This window comes from Streptomyces sp. NBC_01618, from assembly GCF_045209435.1.
Lineage (GTDB): Bacteria > Actinomycetota > Actinomycetes > Streptomycetales > Streptomycetaceae > Streptomyces.
Window position 1 is genome coordinate 7011626 of sequence record NZ_CP109297.1, and the last position, 17377, is coordinate 7029002.

The following is a 17377-nucleotide window of genomic DNA, read 5'->3' on the forward strand; positions in this document are numbered from 1 at the left end:
GACGGTGGTGGGACAGGTCGTCGTGTACCAGTTGGAGAACCCCTCTCCGCCGCGAACCGAGTGGCCGCGTGACCGGGTGCTCCTGCCCGCCCCCTCACCTGGTCCCAATCCGCTTGGTGCATTGACTTCGGCCATCGCGGCCGCGGCGGCGGACAGGAACCGGTGAACGCCGTCCTGCGACGACTGCGTCAGGGGCCTGGGGCTCTGAAGGCCGAACTGTCGAGGCTTCGCGGCGGCAGGTTCCGGCGTGTGCTTGTGGTGATCGACCAGCTCGAAGAGGTTGTCACGCTGGCCGGCGAACGGGAACGGTCGCAGTTCCTGGACGCGCTTCGTGACTGTGTGGAGCAGGACTCGGGTGTCCGTGTCGGTGCGACACAAGGGACGTGGTGTCCGGCCACGAGCCGTACGCACAGGTGACGCACGAGGCGCTTATCCGCCGGTGGGCTCTTTCGAGGCAGGAGGTCGAGTCACGCGTCGAGCAGTTGCGGCAGCGCGCAGACATCCTCGATGCGGCGAAGGCTGGGGGAGCCCGGAGGGTCGTGCTTCTCTCCTCCATCGGGGTCGCGAGCCGATCGGATTCGGAGTCGCACGGCGGTACGGGTCTGGCGCTGGACCGCGCGGTCCGCGAGTCGGGGATGGACTGGACGGTCCTGCGGGCCGGCGGTTTCGCCTCCAACGCGTACGCCTGGGCCGAGCCGGTCCGTACGCGGCGGACCGTGGCCGCACCGTTGGCCGGCATCGGTCTGCCGGTCATCGACCCGGCCGATATCGCCGATGTTGCCGCTCCGGCCCTGCACGAGGACGGTCACGCCGGGCAGGTCCACGAGCTGACGGGACCCGCCCTCACGACGCCGCGGCAGCAGGCCGAGGCGCTCGCCGAGGCGCTGGGCGAGCCGGTCCGGTTCATCGAACTGACCCGCGAGGAGGCCCGCGAGCAGATGCTCGCGTTCATGCCCGCGCCCGTCGTCGAGACCACGCTGACCATCCTCGGTGAGCCCAACGCAGCCGAGTTGCGCCTCAGCCCCGCCGTCGAGCAGATCCTCGGCCGCCCGCCCCGCACCTTCGCGGACTGGGCCCGGCGTCACATCGCCGCCTTCGCATAGGACCAGTACGCGGAATACGACGTACCGCGGTCGCTATCCAGACAAACAGGCACCGTGAAGGCGCGGTGGGTTTTCGGTGGACGCCCCTTGGAGGCGCGGGTGAGGCCGATTGAGTGACCCGGTGCTTCACCGGCCCTCCACAGTCCGTTTTGCACCTGCCGCAAACATCACACCCCGTGATCCCGGGTGACCCACCGGTAGTGGTGGCCGGATCCGCGAGCCGTCGATTGACGTGTGTCACGTCACTGCTCCAGTCTCGCCGAGGTCAACGCTCGAGATGCGCCGGAAGTCGAACCCGGCGCCCGGGTTCAGGGGGAACCATCACTGAGCACAGACCTCTCTTCAGCATGCGCCGATCCGTGCGCGGCGCGCTGCTCGCACTGTCCGTCACCGCCGCGCTCACCGCAGGCTCGCTGGGCCCGGCCCATGCGGCCGAATCGGCCGGCACCACCGAAGTGACCTACCAGGGACGCACGTTCACCGTTCCGGAATCGTGGGAGGTCATCGACCTCCGCGACGATCCGGAGACCTGTGTCCGGTTCGACCGGCACGCCGTGTACCTCGGCGCGCCCGGTACCCAACAGGACTGTCCGGCCAAGGTGTTCGGCCGCACCGAAGCGCTCCTGCTGGAGCCCGCCGAGGTCACCACCGACGCGGCGCGCGTCACCGAGAACCGCGCATCGGGTACGTACGAGGCAACCGTGGACGGGATCTCGGTCACCGCGGTCTACGGCGGCGACCGGCAACGGATCCAGGATGTACTGCGCAGCGCCTCGCTGCCGGTCGACGACGCCGGCCCCGCCACGACGGCGGAGGAACCGCCCTCGGTCGCGGCCGTTCCGGCAGACGCAACTTCCTTCCATGGCCAGGGCTTCGACAAATGCGCAGCCCCCTCCACGGGCGACATGAACGTCTGGCAGGAGGCATCCCCGTACAGCGCCATCGGTGTGTACATCGGCGGTGTCAACGCGGGCTGCGACATCACCATCGACGCGCAGTGGGTCCAGACCCAGTACGACAACGAGTGGCGCTTCTTCCCCATCTACGTCGGCCGCCAGGCATCGGCGGACGCGGGCAGCTGCGGTGACGACGGCGGCCGGGAATGCGAAGTGATCACCGACCCGGAACCGCAGGGCGCGGAAGCGGCCCGGGACGCGATCGCGCAGGCGGAGAGCGTCGGCTTCGGGAAAGGGTCGGTTCTCTACTTCAACATGGAGAACTACGAATCGGGGCCGGACACCACGGCCCTGGTCATGCCCTTCCTGGCGTCGTGGACCACGACCCTGCACGAACTGGGTTACGTCTCCGGTGTCTACGGGAGTCTGTCCTCGCTCATCGCCGACCTGGTGAAGGCGGACGGGTCGAACTACCCCATGCCCGATGTCATCGACTTCGCGAAGTGGGATGGGAACGGAACCACCGACGACCCGGCGATCCCGGACCACCTGTGGGCCGACCACCAGCGCATCAAGCAGTACAGCGGTGATGTCACCACGGCGTACGGCGGTGTGGAGTTCACGATCGACGAGAACCAGATCGATGTGGGCGAGGGTGTGGTGCAGCCGCCCGTCCAGAAGGACACGGCCCTCGCGTACGACGGTCCGACGAGCATCGCGAACGGTTCGCCGGTGGAGCTGTCGGCGACGCTGACGGAGAAGGAGGGCGGCGCGCCGGTCGCCGGGCGTGCGGTCAGCTTCTCCCTCGGGGAGGAGGGCGGTGCGCAGACGTGTGAGGGCACAACGGATGCGAAGGGCAAGGCGAGCTGCCCGATCGACTCGGTCGACCAGCCGCTCAGGTCGGACGCCACTGTTCCGGTGACTGCGGTGTTCGCGGGGGACGACGCGTACAAGAAGTCCGAGATCTCCGCGGACCTGAAGCTCCAGTTCGTGAGCGGTCGGGCGTACGGGCTGACGGCGAAGGTGCCGGTCCTGCTGCTGCCCATCGTGATCGCTCCGACCCCTGACACCGGTGAGGTGCGTACGGCGGGTGCCGAGACGGTGGCCCCGGCCTGCGCGCAGGGCATCAACGCCCTTCTGCTGTCCGCCGAAGCCCTCTGCGCCAAGGTGGCGGCCACGACCGGCCCCAGCAGCGCTTCGGCCACCGCGAGCGTGGCGGAGGCACGGATCGGGCTGGCTGGGCTGCCGGTGGTGGGCCTCTCCGGCGTACGGGCCACATCCACCAGCAGCTGCACGGACACCACGGGCAGCACCGACCTGACGCTGACGATCGCGGGCACTCCGGTGGAGATCGGTGACCTGCCGAACCGCACGATCGACCTGGGCGTGGGGGCGAAGCTCGTCGTCAACGAGCAGATCGAGTCCGAGGGCGGGCTCACCGTCAACGCCGTACATCTGACCGCCGTCGGCGGCATCGACATCGTGGTCGCTTCGAGCACCACGGCTGCGCACAACTGCGCCTGACTCAGGGGGACATCACTGTGAAGAAGAGAAGCGGAACCTTACTGGCGGCCCTGGCCGCGACGCTCGGCCTGATCCTGGCGGCTCCGGTCGCGCAGGCGGCCGAACCCGCGCCGGCCGGCGACGTCTCGGTCATGGCGAGGCCGGACTTTCTGGCCCCGTTCGAGTGCGACACCACCTGGAAGTACTTCACCCGTGTCGGGCACGGGGGCGGCGGCGACGGCGAGTTGTCACTGGACTTCAACCTGGGTGCCGGTGACGAGGACCTCGGTCTGCCCGTGCTCGCCGCGGCCGATGGGACCGCCGAGGCCGGCGACTGGGGGGCCGACGGCGGTCAGTATGTGCAGCTCGCGCACCCCGACGGCTGGGTGAGCAAGTACCTCCACCTCAACGAGCTGACCGTCAAGACCGGCGATGAGGTCAAGCGAGGCGATCAGATCGGCACCGTCGGCAAGACCGGTGGCGTCGATTACGCCCACTTGCACCACGAGCAGTGGCATGACGGGTCCCTCGTGCCGATCTGGATGGAGGGCAAGGAGCTCGAGTATCCCTACGACGAAGAGAACGCCGCGGAGATCACCAGCACCAACGGCTGCGACGGCCAGGAACCGCCGGTCCAGAAGGACACGGCCCTCGCGTACGACGGTCCGACGAGCATCGCGAACGGTTCGCCGGTGGAGCTGTCGGCCACCTTGACGGAGAAGGAGGGTGGCGCGCCGGTCGACGGGCGTGAGGTGAGCTTCGCCCTGGGGGAGGGGGACAACCCGCAGACGTGTGAGGGCACGACGGATGCCAAGGGTGTGGCGAGCTGCCCGATCGACTCCGTCGACCAGCCGTGGGCGGAGGGCGCCACTATCCCGCTGACGGTGACGTTCGCGGGGGACGACGACTACAAGGCGTCCGAGACGTCTGCCGAGCTGAAGCTCCAGTACGTGAGCGGGCGGGCGTACGGTCTGTCGGCGAAGGTTCCCGTCCTGCTGCTGCCCCTCGTGATCGCGCCGACTCCGGACACCGGTGAGGTGCGTACGGCGGGTGCCCAGACGGTGGCCCCGGCCTGTGCGCAGGGCATCAACGCGCTCGTCCTGTCCGCCGACGCCCTCTGCGCCGAGGTCGTCACGGACGTCGGTCCGAGCTCGGCGACCGCCACGTCGACCGTGTCCAAGGCCACAGTGGGGCTGCCGGGCCTGCCCGTCATCCAGGCGTCGGGGCTCACTGCGTCCTCGACCAGCACCTGCACGTTGAAGAAGGGGTCCACGGCGCTCACCCTGAGCATCGCGGGCACTCCGGTCACGGTGCCGGACACTCCGAACCACACGATCGATCTCGGGGTGGGAGTGAAGGCCGTCATCAACGAGCAGACGGAGACCGCCGACGGGCTCACGGTCAACGCACTCCATGTGACCGGCCTCGGCGGGATCGACGTGGTGATCGGCTCCAGCACCAGCGCCGCGCACAACTGCGTCTGATCCTGTGACGCGTAGGCCCCAGGACCCGTTGCTTGGGTCCTGGGGCTCAAGACGGTGGCTCGCCGACCGTCAGCGTCGGCGCCGTAAGGGAATCAGAGCCTGCCCCGGCGCTCCCCCATGGCGCAGGGCCGGACGATGGCATTCCCATTTCCAGCACGGCCCAGACCGTCTTGCCGGGGCCGTCCGCGCACGGGTACCAGCCCCAGCGGTCCGTGAGTGCGGCCACGAGGAGCAGGCCGCGGCCGTCTTCCTGGTCGTCCGATGCCGGTTCGGCGAGGGTGGGGATCCTCTCGCCGCGGGTGTCGGTGACCTCGACGCGCAGGGTGGTGTCCTCGGCGGACAGGCGCAGACGGAAGTCGCGGCCGGGCACGTGGCCGTGGCGTACGGCGTTGGCGCTCAGCTCGGCGACGATCAGCGTCACCGTGTCGTGCGTGTCGCTGCCGTACGGGATGCCCCACGCGTCGAGCCGCTCGCCGGCCAGGCGCCGGGCGAGGCGGGCACCGCGTGGCGTGGAGCTGAAGCGCATCGAGAAGTGGTGCCAGGGGAACCGGGGTTGGGTGGTGTGGATGGGGCGTACGGGGAGTGGTGGATTGCTGGTCATGGCTCCACGGTGTCGTTCGGTGGCGTAGCGTGACCAGGGGTGACGCGCCGTCGCGGACTGCTTGTACGCGGAGGCGTCCGGCATGTACGTGCGTGGGACGGGCGGTGGCGATGACGGTGACGCGGGGCGACGCGGACGCGGACATGGGCTCGGGCTCGGGGTCAGGCTCGGGTGTGAAGCCCGGGAAGCGGCCGGAGGATGGGACTCCCCTACGTCTGCGGCTGTGGAACAAGCCAGAGATCAAAGCTCTCGAAGCATGGCTCGCCCAAGAACCTCAACGTAGTGAGGCGACGTGGGTCAATGACCGGTCGAAGTGCCTTCTGCGGGCGGGGGACAACCGGGCCTATCGCCTACGCGCCTGGTCCTGCACATGTACGAACTCGCGGGCTGGGAGCAAGCCCCAGTCGCAGTCCAGGGTCCCGCCCGGTGGACTGTGGACGGAGGAGGCTTGACCCTCTCTGACATGGCACTGGCGCTCCTTGACGAACAGGCCGAGCAGGAGTGAGGGGCGTACTGCGGCTCGCGGACGGCCCTCGCGCTGAGCTCGGCGACGATCAGCGACAGCGTGTCGTGCGTGTCGCTGCTGTACGGGATGCCCCACGCGTCGAGCCGCTCGCCGGCCAGGCGCCGGGCGAGGCGGGCTCCACGTGGCGTGGAGCTGAAGCGCATCGAGAAGTGGTGCCAGGGGAACCGGGTCTTCGAAGTTGAGCGGTGCGCCTCGTCGGGGAGCTGACGTGCTGTCACTGTCGGTGTTCGAGTCGCTGTCTGGCGGCCTGGATGCAGGATTCCCGTGGTTCTGAGTGATCATTTCTGTTCTCGACGCAGAACGATCGCCCAGGAGCCACGGGCTTGTTCAACGATACGACGTTGCTGCTCAACTTCGACGGGGTGTCCGTCGGTCGGGTCAAGAAGCCGGCCGGCGGACGGCGCCGGATCCACCTGGCCACGGCCGACGAGACGGCCGGGGCCTGGCCGCCTGCGGGGTGTTCGCCACCCGGGTGAAGGGCTCGGCCGTGACCCGGCCCGAACATCAGCTCGCGCGGTGCAAGGACGGCGAGGCCGCCACCCCTGCGAGGGTGGCGGCCTTCCGTTTCTGTAGCGGCCAGCGGCCGGCCATTCATTCTTGGAGCGGATCAGACGTGGGGTTCGAGCGGTGTGACAATTTCGTCGTATCCGCCGTGTCTAGAAGATCAGCTCGCCTGCGGCGTATCCGCTGCCCGCGTGAGTGCGGGGTGCGCAGTAGCTCGCTCCGTTGCCCTTGTAGAGCTACAGGTCACCGGCGGTGTCCCGGCCGACCAGGTCGGCTCGGCCGTCACCAGAGAAATTCCCCGCAGCGGCTGGCAGGTTCGCCGGCTAGAAGCCGCCGCCCTTGCAAGGGGCTGCCCGCGTGCTGATCCAGGTCATCGCCGACTGCCTAGCTGGACAGGCTGCCGGTGGTCTGGCCGCTGTGCTTCCAGGTCGCCGCACCGCGCAGCAGCTTGTGGTCGGAGACCTTGGTGTCCATCGGCAGCACGTCGGCCTCGGGGTTGGCGAAGTACTTGGCGCTGAGGAAGACGTAGTCGATCTTGCCGCCGTCCTTGCTGTCCTGACCCGAGCGGCACTGCGACACCTCCGCCGAGACGCAGGCGGGGGTGAAGTAGTCGCGGTCGGTCTCGTCGACCTCGATCATGGTTCCCTTGGCACCGCCACCGAGGGCGGGCTCGTAGAAATACGAGGCCATGGTGCTGGCGGGCGGGGCGTTGAAGTCCCCGCCCAGCACCACCGGGATGCCCGCGTCTTCCCATGCCTTGGCCTGCGCGGCGAGCTCACGCGCTTCGGCGTCGCGCAGCGTCGGCGAGGCCGACCAGTACAGGTGGATCGAGCAGGACCAGGTGATCCGGCCCTGCAGCCGGGACTTGATGCAGGGGTTCTTGATCGGCTCCGACTCGCCGCCCTGGGTCAGGTCCAGGACGGTGGTCTCCAGCGCCGGCCCCTTGACGAAGACCGCCATTCCGTAGTCGCTGCCGTGGCAGATCGTCGGATAGCCCGACAGTGTCGCGGTGTACAGGCCGCTGAACCCCTTGGGGGCGAGCTTGGCCAGGATCGCGTCGTACTGCGAGCGGCACACCTCCGACAGGAAGATCTGGTCCGCGCCCCACACATCCGCCGACGCCTCGGCGACCACCTGGTCGATGCGGCGCTGGTTGTCGTAGTAGTTCGGGTTGCCGCACATGTTGCCGCAGATGTTGTAGCTGGTGAACCGCAACTGCGGCGCCGTCACCCGTGTCACGGTGTCGGCGCTCGCGGACGACGGCGCAATCAACGCACCGGTCAGTGCGAGCACAGCGCAGCCTATTGCCGCGAGGAGGGCTCTGATCGTTTTCAAGGTTTCTCCGCTGGGGTGGGAACGCCCTAGTCGTAGGGCTGGGGGCGCGTGCGCGCCCCGCAAAGCTTGTCCATGAGGAGAGACCGTAAAGTAAAGTATGTGTAAACGTGATCAGTACAGTGTTTGTAAGTTATGACTGTGCATCAAATCGCGCGTCAAGGCGCACTCATTGACCGCTGCACGACGACTGCGCCGCCGGTGGGCCGGGTCCCGCTGCCACCGGGCGGTCGGCGAAGAACCGACAAAGCAACCGGCATGCCGCCAGCCGTTGGTCGTGGCCGGGAAGGCCCGCAAGGCCGGGGTTGGGCGGTGCGGATGGGGCGCACGGGGAGTGGTGGATTGCTGGTCATGGCTCCACGGTGTCGTTCGGTGGCATAGCGTGATCAGGGGTGACGCGCCGTCGCGGACTGCTTGTACGCGGGGCGTTCGGCATGTACGTGCGTGGGACAGGCGGTGGCGATGACGGTGACGCGGGGCGACACGGACGCGGACATGGGGTCGGGTTCGGGTTCGGGTTCGGGCTCGGGCGTGGAGTCCGAGAAGCGGCCGGAGGACGAGCCAGGGTCCGGGGTGATGGCCGCGTTCGGACGGCAGTTGAAGCTGTTACGTCTGCGGGCGGGGCTGGACCGGACAGAGTTCGGGAAACGGGTGGGCTACGCGGCACAGTCCGTCGCGTCGTTCGAGCAGGGGCGGCGGATTCCGCAGCCCGAGTTCATCGACAAGGCGGACGCGGTGCTGGAGGCCGGGGGTTTGTTGCTGGCCCTGAAGGAGGAGGTTGCGCGGGCGCAGTATCCGCCGTTCTTCCGGGACATGGCGCGGCTGGAGGCGGAGGCGATCACCCTTCACGTGTACGCAACGATGGCTGTACCTGGCCTGTTGCAAACTGAGGAATACGCGCACGCCGTGTTTGCCGTGCGGCGGCCGCTTCTCGACGAGGAGACGATCGAGCAGCGCGTATCGGCACGCTTGGCGCGCCAGGCCATCTTTGCTCGGAAACCGATGCCAACTCTGAGTTTCGTGATCGAGGAGTCGGTGTTGCGACGCCCGGTCGGGGGTTGGGGCGTGCAACGTGGCCAACTGGAACAGATCATTCTCCATGGCCACCGGCGGAACGTGGAGATCCAGATTATGCCGACCGATCGGCAGGAACACTGCGGGCTTGCGGGACCGTTCACCTTGATCGAAAAATGCGACGGGCGGAGGATGGCGTACGTTGAGGTTCAGCGAGACAGCCGTCTGCACACCGAGCGAACGGTTGTACGGGATGTCGAGGAGCAGTACGGCATCATCCGAGCTCAGGCTCTGACACCGAGTGAATCGCTGGACGTCGTCAAGGGACTTCTGGAAGAGGGATGATGGGCCGGACGGAGATGCCGAGCGTGCCGGAGACGGCTTGGTTCAAGAGCAGCTACAGCAGTGGCGAAGGCGGCGAATGCGTAGAGGTCGCCTGGCGCAAGAGCAGCTACAGCACCGGCAATGGCGGTGAATGCTTGGAGTTCGCCGCTGCGGCCACCCACGTACACATCCGCGACTCGAAGCAGCTCAGCGGCCCCATGCTGACCGTTGGGCCAGGTGCGTGGACCGGATTCATCGGCCTCGTCGCCGGCTGAGGCACGCAACGCCAGGAGGGTCCCGCCGCGCCGCACAGGCGTAACGGCGGCACCCTCCCCGTGTGTTGCGGGACTACTCGTCCCCACGCCCTCCTCGCGGACTGGGAGCGTGCCAAGGACGCGAGCGGGGAGTTCGGCTCCATCATCGCCAACAACAATTTGAACGGCCCCGGTTGTGTGACGCTCAACAAGGGCGAGTACTTCAAGACGAACCGCTGCGCGGAATGGAAGAGGGGCGGCTGAGCGGGGTGATGCGACGGCGGAGAGGAGCGTGCGCCGGGTACTGCCCCGCGATGCTTATCTCTTCGGCCGGTAACTGAAGAGCTGACCGGGCGCCTATTCTTCCGAGTCGGAATCTCGACCTGAGTCAGCCGTGCTGGTGCTGGACGAGCTCGGGCGGTGTCCTGCTCATGTACCAACCCTCGACGCGGGGTCCGACAAGGTCGGACGGCCAGCCTGCCGTCTCGACGGCGGCATCGTAGACGGCGTCACCGAACGCCACAATGGCCTGGTGCGGGTCCGCTGTCTCCCTGAGCTTGGCCCACGGCAGACGAACCAGACCAGCGTCGGGATACCAGGCGGCGCCCTCAACACCCCAGGGCCGGCCCTCAAGACCGTCCGGCTGGGGCCAGATGTACGCGTACATGCCCACGTTCGGCGCCTTGTCATCCCCGAAGGAGAATCCCACCGACACGTACGCGTCGAGCTGGGCATTCTGCATGAACGGCGGTCGGCCGGGCGGCGGCACGGTGGGCTGCGCCCGGAAACGCGTGGCTGACAGGTCGAAGCCGCCCCACATCACACCGACCCGGGGGCGGTGTCCCAGGAAGGGGGCCTGCCACGCCTCGAGCCCGTCAGCGGCGAGGTTCAACGCTGTCCAGATCAGCCGGGCTGCGTGGCCATCCCAGGTGCGTTCGACGTGATCGTCCTCGAAGCGCGGCGGGGCATCGGGAATCTCGCAGATCAACGAGCTGCGCGGTCGGTGTATGCCGAGCTCGTCTGCCGCATCGCAGAAGGACGCATAGAACATGGCCACCGATCCCTTGGACAATGGCACCGTCCGCGAACCATTGTCGGCCTCGATGACCACGCGTCCGTCGAGCAGGCTGTAGTGCACCGTGAAGGTCACGCCTCGCTGCCGAAGGGTTGGCGTACTGAGCCCCCGGGGGGTGACATTGAGGACGATGTTTCCCCAGCCGACTTCGAAGGGCTCGTCGAGGGTGTACTTGCCTGCGACCTGTACCACCCGGTTCACGTAGTCGACCATGGGCGCCAGGTCCTCATAGACCAGCGTCGGCCACGCATTGAGACGTTCGCTCACGGAGAGCCTCCCAGCGTGTCGATGGGATCAAGGGGAGGGGGACCTCAGGTGATGCGCCCGCTCCCATGCATCGCCGGGCGTGCCTTGGACACCGAACTGCGATCCAGTACCCAATTCTCACACTCAGGTCAGGGTCCTGCCCACTCGGTGGCGTCGGGCGTCCGACGTGCTGGGCCAGCAGCCAGGACGCGGTGGGTGGCCGAAACCCCACCTTCTTCGCCTGAGGGTCGAACCGCGCCGCTTCTTTGCAGGTCAACTGCCTATCGGAGGGTAGAACGCGGTTCACCGAGGGTAAAGCGCCGTCGCCTGAACGGGGTGGAGGTCGACGCCGCGGCCGTCGTCGTCCTGCTCACGGCCACGGCACCCTCGGTCTGCAGGGACACGGCGGCTCCCGCTCGGGACCGAACCGCCGGCCTTGACCCCCGCGGGCTCTGGAGGGGCGGGTGGCAGCAGGCGCGGAAGAAGCAGCGGCGCAAGGAGTCGAACCAAGAGCCGGGTCGGTCAGACCTGGTTCCGCCGTCTCCTCGTCAGGCTTCGTGGACTCGGGCGTGCAGATGCATGTCGTGCCAGCCGTCGGCGTGGAGCAGCGCTTGACGTCGTACGCCTTCCAGGGCGAAGCCTGTCTTCTCGGCGATGCGGCAGGATGCGATGTTTACCGTTGAGTGGCTGAGTTCGAGTCGGTTGAAGCCGGCCTCTTCCAGTGCCCAGCTCGATACTCGGGCCACAGCCCGGGAACAGACACCCTGGCCACGGGACTCCGGGGTGGTCCAGTAGGAGATCTCTGCTTGGCCGCCGACCATGATGACGGACTGGAGGGAGACCCGTCCGAGAACCCTGTCGCCGCCGGCATCGACCACGGCCCAATGGCAGGCGGTCTCGCTCTCCCAGCCACGTCGCCACTGTTTGATCCACTCTTGGGCTTCGTCTTCGGAGTCCGCCTTGCGCAGGTGCCAGTGCTGGATCGTTGGGTCCTGGAACACTCGCGCGACGGTGGCTGCGTCGGAAGGCAGCCATGGCCGCAGAAGCAAGTCGTCGTCGATCGGCAGCGTCGGCTGGGTAGAGGCGTTGAGGCTGCCAGGGGGCATGACAGGAGCGACCAGAGAAGGCATGGCCGCCATCATGGCAAGCCTGCCTCTGGGCCCGCGAGTAATCGTCAAGACTTGTGGATCAGCAGTATCAGGGAGCGCTCCGGCGGTAGGTCCACATCTCGGCCATCTGACCGTCGAGGAGTCGGATCAGCCAGATGAGATGGCTGTCGATGGTGCCGGGGCGACTTTCGTGGCCGACGCCGCCGACCACGGACAGTAAATCGTCGGTGCCGAGGATCGTATCGATGTGGAAGCGGAGTTCAGGTCGGCCGGCGTGGGTATGCGTGACGGCGCGTTGAACGTCGGTGGGCCCGGTCACCTCTGGGTGTGCATGGTCGGTCCAGTCCGGGCTCCCCTACCTGACCGAGCACATCAAACGGTTCGGCGAGTACTCCACCCACGAACTCGGTATCACCCCGGACGACTACGACGCCCACCTGGACATGGACTTCAGCGTGCTCGGCGAGGACGAGGCGGCCGCCGCATGAGGGAAAAACGTCCCGTCGTTCTCAGGTAAACGTGACCCCCCGCTCGGTCGCATCAGGTGCGATGAAGGCGAGAAGTCGCTCGGCCTCGTCCAGTACTGCCTGTGTGCCCGCTTGCGACAGCGGCCGGAAGGGGGAGATGAGCAGTACGGAGCCCTTCACCGACCACGTGCCGTGGACGAAGCCGTCAACGAGGAAGGTGGGCCGCAACATGGCCTGCCCCGGCATCACCAGCTTGCGGTCTGCCTCGCTGATCACTCGCGCGCGGTCCGTGTGCCCGAGGAGGAGGTTGTCGAAGGCCGGCAGAAATCGCACGGGGACGGGCAGGTCCGGGTCGGCGAGCGGCGCGTCGGGCAGGTCGAAGAGCTCAGTGCCCCGCTCGTCGTGGAAGACGCGCAGCTGTGACCGCAGCCCGTCGAGAGTCTCACGCAGGCGGGTCAGCCCCGACCATGTCTGGATGTCCATGACGCCGGCCGGGCCGAACGCCGCCAGGTAGCGGCGGATCATCGTCTCGACTCGTGGCGCTGCCATCGGTCGGCCGATCCAGTGCTCCGCGAGGGTGATGGCGATGTTGGGGCGGTTGCCCCAGGCGCCCCAGGCGCCGGTGGCCGGGGCGTGCACCATCGGTACCCGCAGCTCCACCGCCCCCGCGAGCACGCGGCCGTCGCGGCCCGGGAAGCGCTCGGCGAGCGACAGGGCGAGCTTCCGCCGAGGCAGGGTTTGGCCGGCCATCAGCTCCCGACCGGCGTCGGTGAGCTCGGCGATGTCCAACTCGGCGGTCTGCGCGGCGAAGTACTGCGCCCCGGCGGTGCGGTCCAGGACGGGCTGGACGACGGGCCGCAGCCAGCGGAAGTCGTTGCTGCTGGTCAGGTGCTGGGTGCTGCGTAGGGCTGCGGAGCGCACCACGCGCCCGTCGCGGAGCAGTGCCATCAGGTCGTCATGTCGGAAGTCGGCCAGCCGGGTCCACAGCCCCACGTAAGGCCAGTTGGGCTCCTGCCCCTGCAGAGCGACCAGGTGTTCGACGACGTCAAGTACCGGGCGGGAGGTTCGGGCGGCCAGGAACTGTCGCTGGAGCAGTGTCCGGTTCAGGGTGCGGGTGGACAGCACGGAGGCGTCGGTCATGTGGTGCCGGTTCTCCTTGGATGGTGGGGACGTCACCGGGAGCGCGTCGCCCGTCCGTGTGTGACGGGCGGCGTGCTTCGATCCTCAGCCGGCGACCCTGACGGAGACGTTGCCCTTGTAGCTGCCCTTCAGCAGGGAGACGAGCGCCTGGGGAGCTGCCGAGAGGCCGCCTTCCACGATCGTGTGGGGGAACACGAAGCGGTCCTTGCTCAACCACGTACTGAAGCGCTCGGTCCACGCCGCGATCTGCTCCGGGGTGTGATAGGTGGAGAACGGCAGAACCTCGATCCCCTTGGCGGCCGCCGCAGCGAGATCCGGCTCGGGGAACCGGTCCTCGTGGTAGCCGATCTGAGTGGACAGCGCGCCGCACAGCGCGAAGCGGGCCCCCGGCGCCGCCGCCTCGACCGCCGCGTCGAACTGCTCTCCGCCGACGTTGTCGAAAAACACGGTGATGCCCTCGGGCGCCAGGTCCCGCAGATGATCGAGGACGGGGCCGTCGTGGTAGTCGAACGCCGCGTCGAAGCCGAGCTCTTCAACCAGGTAGTCGATCTTCGCCTGGCTACCCGCACTACCGATCACCTTCGCGGCGCCCTGGCACTTGGCGATCTGTCCGGCCAGCGACCCGACGCCGCCCGCCGCGCCGGAGACGAAGACGACATCGCCGGCACCGGCCTTGGCGATCTCGGACATCCCGTAGTAGGCGGTGGGCCCCTGGCTGAGGTAGTGCACCGGGCTCGGGAACAAGTCGGGGTCCACCTTGCGGTACTGGTCGGCAGGCCCGGCCGAGTACTCGCACCAGCCGGCCACGGTGCATACCTGGTCGCCGACGGCCAGGTCCGCACTGATGGACCGCACGACCGTGCCCACCGCGCCGCCGCCGATGCGTTGGCCGACCTCCCACGGCGGGATCGGCAGACGGGAGTCGGCCCGCAGCATCTCCAGGTACGCCACCGACAGACCCAGGTAGTCCGTGCGGACCAGTACCTCTCCCGTGGCCGGCTCGGGCGTCGGCACCTGTACGAGGTCAAAGGTGTCGGTCCCGAGGTCGCCCTTCAGGTGTTTGGCCAGTCGCACCTCCCACATCGTGTCGGGGGTCGTCGACATCGTGCTGTCGGTCATGGTTCTCCTCGTTTCGATCAGTCGGCGCACCCGGCCTGGGCCCGTGCCGTTCTCGTGAGACCCACGCTATGAGCCATAGCGGTCACTTTCCGACCTCAATTGCCGCCATCCTGGAGGACATGGCGAACACAAGCTCACGGACTCTGCGGCTGCTGTCCCTGCTCCAGACCCACCGGCACTGGCCGGGCGGCGAGTTGGCCGACAGACTCGGGGTTTCTGCGCGTACCCTGCGGCGCGACGTCGACCGGCTGCGCGAGTTGGGCTACCCGGTCGAGGCCAGTCGCGGCGTCGATGGCGGCTACCAGCTCACGGCAGGCGCCGCCCTGCCGCCGTTGGTGCTCGACGACGAGGAGGCGGTCGCGCTCGCCATTGGGTTGCGTGCGGCCGCCCAGGGCGCGGTTACCGGAATCGAGGAGTCCTCGATCCGCGCGTTCACCAAGGTCGTGCAGGTCATGCCGGCGCGACTGCGCCGACGGGTCGACGCCCTGCGAGTGGTGACCGTGCCCTCGGTCGAGGGCGGTGGGAAGACCGTCGAGGCCGGTCTGCTGACCGCCATCGCGCAGGCGTGCCGGGACGAGGAACGACTTCGCTTCTCCTACACCGCCCGCGGTGGCGAGCGCAGTGTCCGCCATGTCGAGCCCCACGGGCTGGTCTCGTTCGGGTACCGCTGGTACCTGGTCGCTTACGACCTGACCCGGCAGGACTGGCGCAGCTTCCGCCTCGACCGTCTCGACGGTCCGCGCGGGACCGGAGAGCGGTTCCGCCCACGCGAGCTACCTGCCGACGACGCCTCGGCCTTCGTCCGTGCGGGGAGCGGCGGCGTCCCCGTTCCGCACACCGTCGAAGCGCTTGTGCACGCCCCCGCAGCGGCTGTTCGCGCGCGCGTTGGCCCGTGGGCAACGGTCGAGGAGGTCGACGAGCAGCGGTGCCGGGTACGGATGACCTCGCAGACCCTGGACTGGCCGACTCAGGCACTGGGTAATGTGGGTGCGGAGTTCGAGGTGCTCGGCCCTCCCGAGTTCGTCGACTTCGTCCGGGAGTGGGCTGCCCGCTTCACCCGTGCCACCGGCTCGTGATGTCCGGTGCCGGAGGTCCGCCGTCGCAGGCCAAGCGATCAAGATCTTCAATAAACCACCGTTTGTTGAAGATCGCCGGGCAGATCACCGGAAGGGCCCCTGGGCCTTCAAAAACTCCTTCGGGGGTGACGGTCGCGGGCGCCTTCAGCTCCGGGCGGCGTACACGATGAGGTTGTCCACCGGGTGGCCCTGGGCGTCGAAGGCGCCGTCGCAGGTGATGAGGCGCAGGGCGCGTGCGTTGGTGGCACCGTAGACCTTCTCGGTCGGGAATGCCTTCTTGCTGACGGTCTCGGTGCCGGTGACCCTGAAGTGGATCTCGGCTCCCCGGTCGTTCCGGATCGCGATGTCCGCCCCCTTGCCGATCTTCTTGAGATCGTGGAAGACGGCCTTGCCGAGGCGGGTGTCGTTGTGCCCGATGAGGACCGCGGCGCCACGTTCGCCGGGGACCGCGCCCCCGGTGTACCAGCCGACCGTCATGCCCTTCTCGGCGGGCGGGACCTCCACCGTGCCGTCCTTGTTCAGCCCGAGCCGCATCAGTGAGCTGTTCACCCCGATCGACGGGATGCTGACATGGGTGGGGCTAGCGGCGGATTCAGGGGAGCCGGGCTCGTTCGCCGCCCTGGAACCTGTTTCCTTCGGGGAGTTGAGAGCATCCGGGACGCCGGACGAACCGCCACTGCCGTGTGGTGCGGCGGACGAAGCGTCCACGGCGTCGGAGGGGGAGGGGGAGGAGCAGCCTGCGAGGGCGAGGCAGGCGAGCGCCGGGAGGAGAGCGCGCCAAAGCGGTGGGTGTTTACGGGACATGGTGGGGGCTCCAGGAAGATGCGGAGAAGGGGAGTGGCGCCGCCCGGGCTGGGCGGCGCCACGCGGAAGACCGACTGCTGTGCGCCGTCGACTGCCGTGCTCGGTCACGTGCCGAGCGATGTCACGTGCCGTGATGTCACGTGTTCGTGCGATGTCACATGTCATGCACGGTCACGTACTGTGCAACGTCACATGTCGAACACGGCTACTTCCGTGCAATGTCACATGCTGTGAAGTGATGTGACATGTCGTCGGCTCAGCTGCCCTGCTGTGCGGCAGAGCGACGGCGCAGCACGACCGTTCCCGCTCCCGCGATCAGCAGAGCGGCCGCGGCCGACCCGGCAAGGGCGGTGGTGCGGTCGCCCGAGGTGCCGGCCGGTCGCTCACCCGCGGCGACTCCGCCACGCGGAGCGGGGACAGCCGAAGCCTTGGCGGCACCCGCTCGCTCGACCACGGCAGCTCGCTCGGAACGTACCGGAGCGGGAGTGTCGCCGGCGGCGACCCCGCCCCGGGGCGCCACCGAGGGCTGCGCTCCCCGCTCGACCACGGCAGCTCGCTCGGAACGTACCGGAGCGGGAGTGTCGCCGGCGGCGACGCCGCCACGGGGTGCCACCGACGGCTGCGCTCCCTGCGCGGCTACGGTGGACCGCTCGACGGACGGCGCCGAAGGCGCGGGCATGGGCGTGCTGTCGGCGAACGCCGCTGCTGACGGGACGAGTACCGCGCCGGCCGCGACAGCGGCAAGGACGGCGGTACGGAGGGACAGACGGTGGGGCATGGACATGGCTCCATTCCAGGTC

At 68.3% G+C, this 17377-nt stretch carries 19 protein-coding genes and 1 pseudogene; 10 read left to right on the forward strand and 10 right to left on the reverse strand.

What is annotated here, in order from left to right; genetic code table 11:
* Positions 1-162: 162 nt before the first annotated feature.
* From OH735_RS32575 to OH735_RS32590, 4 genes are all read left to right on the forward strand, one after another.
* Positions 163-417, forward strand: coding sequence for a hypothetical protein (locus OH735_RS32575; RefSeq protein WP_406385239.1), 255 nt, complete (start codon positions 163-165; stop codon positions 415-417).
* Positions 384-1103 carry an NAD(P)H-binding protein gene (locus OH735_RS32580; RefSeq protein WP_406385240.1) on the forward strand — a complete coding sequence of 240 codons (720 nt, stop codon included), beginning with the start codon at positions 384-386 and terminating at the stop codon, positions 1101-1103. Before OH735_RS32575 ends, OH735_RS32580 begins: the two co-directional genes overlap by 34 nt.
* A 347-nt stretch (positions 1104-1450) precedes the next feature.
* Positions 1451-3523: a choice-of-anchor P family protein gene (locus tag OH735_RS32585; RefSeq protein ID WP_406385241.1), complete on the forward strand. Its 2073-nt coding sequence runs from the start codon at positions 1451-1453 to the stop codon at positions 3521-3523.
* A 17-nt stretch (positions 3524-3540) separates the two neighbouring features.
* A complete protein-coding gene (locus OH735_RS32590; RefSeq protein WP_406385242.1) occupies positions 3541-4986 on the forward strand; it encodes a choice-of-anchor P family protein in 1446 nt (481 codons plus the stop codon).
* Positions 4987-5032: 46 nt separating this feature from the next.
* On the opposite strand, the gene OH735_RS32595 is transcribed toward OH735_RS32590, so the two are convergent.
* Together OH735_RS32595 and OH735_RS32600 are read right to left on the reverse strand one after the other, a co-directional pair.
* Positions 5033-5587 carry an ATP-binding protein gene (locus OH735_RS32595; RefSeq protein ID WP_406385243.1) on the reverse strand — a complete coding sequence of 185 codons (555 nt, stop codon included), beginning with the start codon at positions 5585-5587 and terminating at the stop codon, positions 5033-5035.
* Between the two features lie 522 nt (positions 5588-6109).
* Positions 6110-6256: pseudogene (locus OH735_RS32600) on the reverse strand (ATP-binding protein); the annotation flags it as partial.
* Between the two features lie 180 nt (positions 6257-6436).
* Between OH735_RS32600 and OH735_RS32605 the strand changes: the two are divergent.
* Positions 6437-6589, forward strand: a complete 153-nt coding sequence (locus OH735_RS32605) for a hypothetical protein (protein ID WP_406385244.1) — start codon at positions 6437-6439, stop codon at positions 6587-6589.
* 412 nt (positions 6590-7001) lie between these two features.
* On the opposite strand, the gene OH735_RS32610 is transcribed toward OH735_RS32605, so the two are convergent.
* Positions 7002-7952: an endonuclease/exonuclease/phosphatase family protein gene (locus OH735_RS32610; protein WP_406385245.1), complete on the reverse strand. Its 951-nt coding sequence runs from the start codon at positions 7950-7952 to the stop codon at positions 7002-7004.
* A gap of 492 nt (positions 7953-8444) precedes the next feature.
* Between OH735_RS32610 and OH735_RS32615 the strand changes: the two genes are divergently transcribed.
* The 3 genes from OH735_RS32615 to OH735_RS32625 are packed head-to-tail and all read left to right on the forward strand — an operon-like array spanning position 8445 to position 9805.
* Entirely contained in the window at positions 8445-9308 is an 864-nt protein-coding gene (locus tag OH735_RS32615) for a helix-turn-helix domain-containing protein (protein ID WP_406386848.1), read from the forward strand.
* Between the two features lie 14 nt (positions 9309-9322).
* Entirely contained in the window at positions 9323-9562 is a 240-nt protein-coding gene (locus OH735_RS32620; RefSeq protein WP_406386849.1) for a DUF397 domain-containing protein, read from the forward strand.
* A gap of 60 nt (positions 9563-9622) precedes the next feature.
* Positions 9623-9805, forward strand: coding sequence for a hypothetical protein (locus tag OH735_RS32625; RefSeq protein ID WP_406385246.1), 183 nt, complete (start codon positions 9623-9625; stop codon positions 9803-9805).
* Between the two features lie 124 nt (positions 9806-9929).
* On the opposite strand, the gene OH735_RS32630 is transcribed toward OH735_RS32625, so the two are convergent.
* From OH735_RS32630 to OH735_RS32640, 3 genes are all read right to left on the reverse strand, one after another.
* Positions 9930-10883, reverse strand: a complete 954-nt coding sequence (locus tag OH735_RS32630) for a DUF5996 family protein (RefSeq protein ID WP_406385247.1) — start codon at positions 10881-10883, stop codon at positions 9930-9932.
* 527 nt (positions 10884-11410) lie between these two features.
* Entirely contained in the window at positions 11411-11992 is a 582-nt protein-coding gene (locus tag OH735_RS32635) for a GNAT family N-acetyltransferase (protein WP_406385248.1), read from the reverse strand.
* 67 nt (positions 11993-12059) lie between these two features.
* A complete protein-coding gene (locus tag OH735_RS32640) occupies positions 12060-12290 on the reverse strand; it encodes a hypothetical protein (protein WP_406385249.1) in 231 nt (76 codons plus the stop codon).
* On the opposite strand from OH735_RS32640, the gene OH735_RS32645 reads away from it, so the two are divergent.
* Positions 12277-12459 (forward strand): hypothetical protein, encoded by a 183-nt coding sequence (locus OH735_RS32645; protein WP_406385250.1) that lies wholly within the window; start codon positions 12277-12279, stop codon positions 12457-12459. The genes OH735_RS32640 and OH735_RS32645 overlap by 14 nt on opposite strands.
* Before the next feature lie 21 nt (positions 12460-12480).
* Here the strand turns inward: OH735_RS32645 and OH735_RS32650 are convergent, their stop codons facing one another.
* Together OH735_RS32650 and OH735_RS32655 are read right to left on the reverse strand one after the other, a co-directional pair.
* The gene (locus OH735_RS32650; protein ID WP_406385251.1) at positions 12481-13578 is read right to left on the reverse strand and encodes a winged helix DNA-binding domain-containing protein; all 1098 of its coding nucleotides are present in this window, start codon (positions 13576-13578) and stop codon (positions 12481-12483) included.
* A gap of 84 nt (positions 13579-13662) precedes the next feature.
* On the reverse strand, positions 13663-14697 hold the full coding sequence (locus tag OH735_RS32655) for a zinc-binding dehydrogenase (protein WP_406385252.1): 1035 nt from the start codon (positions 14695-14697) through the stop codon (positions 13663-13665).
* Between the two features lie 119 nt (positions 14698-14816).
* On the opposite strand from OH735_RS32655, the gene OH735_RS32660 reads away from it, so the two are divergent.
* Entirely contained in the window at positions 14817-15773 is a 957-nt protein-coding gene (locus OH735_RS32660) for a helix-turn-helix transcriptional regulator (RefSeq protein ID WP_406385253.1), read from the forward strand.
* Positions 15774-15917: 144 nt separating this feature from the next.
* On the opposite strand, the gene OH735_RS32665 is transcribed toward OH735_RS32660, so the two are convergent.
* On the reverse strand, positions 15918-16577 hold the full coding sequence (locus OH735_RS32665; protein WP_406385254.1) for a class F sortase: 660 nt from the start codon (positions 16575-16577) through the stop codon (positions 15918-15920).
* A gap of 256 nt (positions 16578-16833) precedes the next feature.
* Positions 16834-17355 carry a hypothetical protein gene (locus OH735_RS32670; protein ID WP_406385255.1) on the reverse strand — a complete coding sequence of 174 codons (522 nt, stop codon included), beginning with the start codon at positions 17353-17355 and terminating at the stop codon, positions 16834-16836.
* Positions 17356-17377 lie beyond the last annotated feature (22 nt).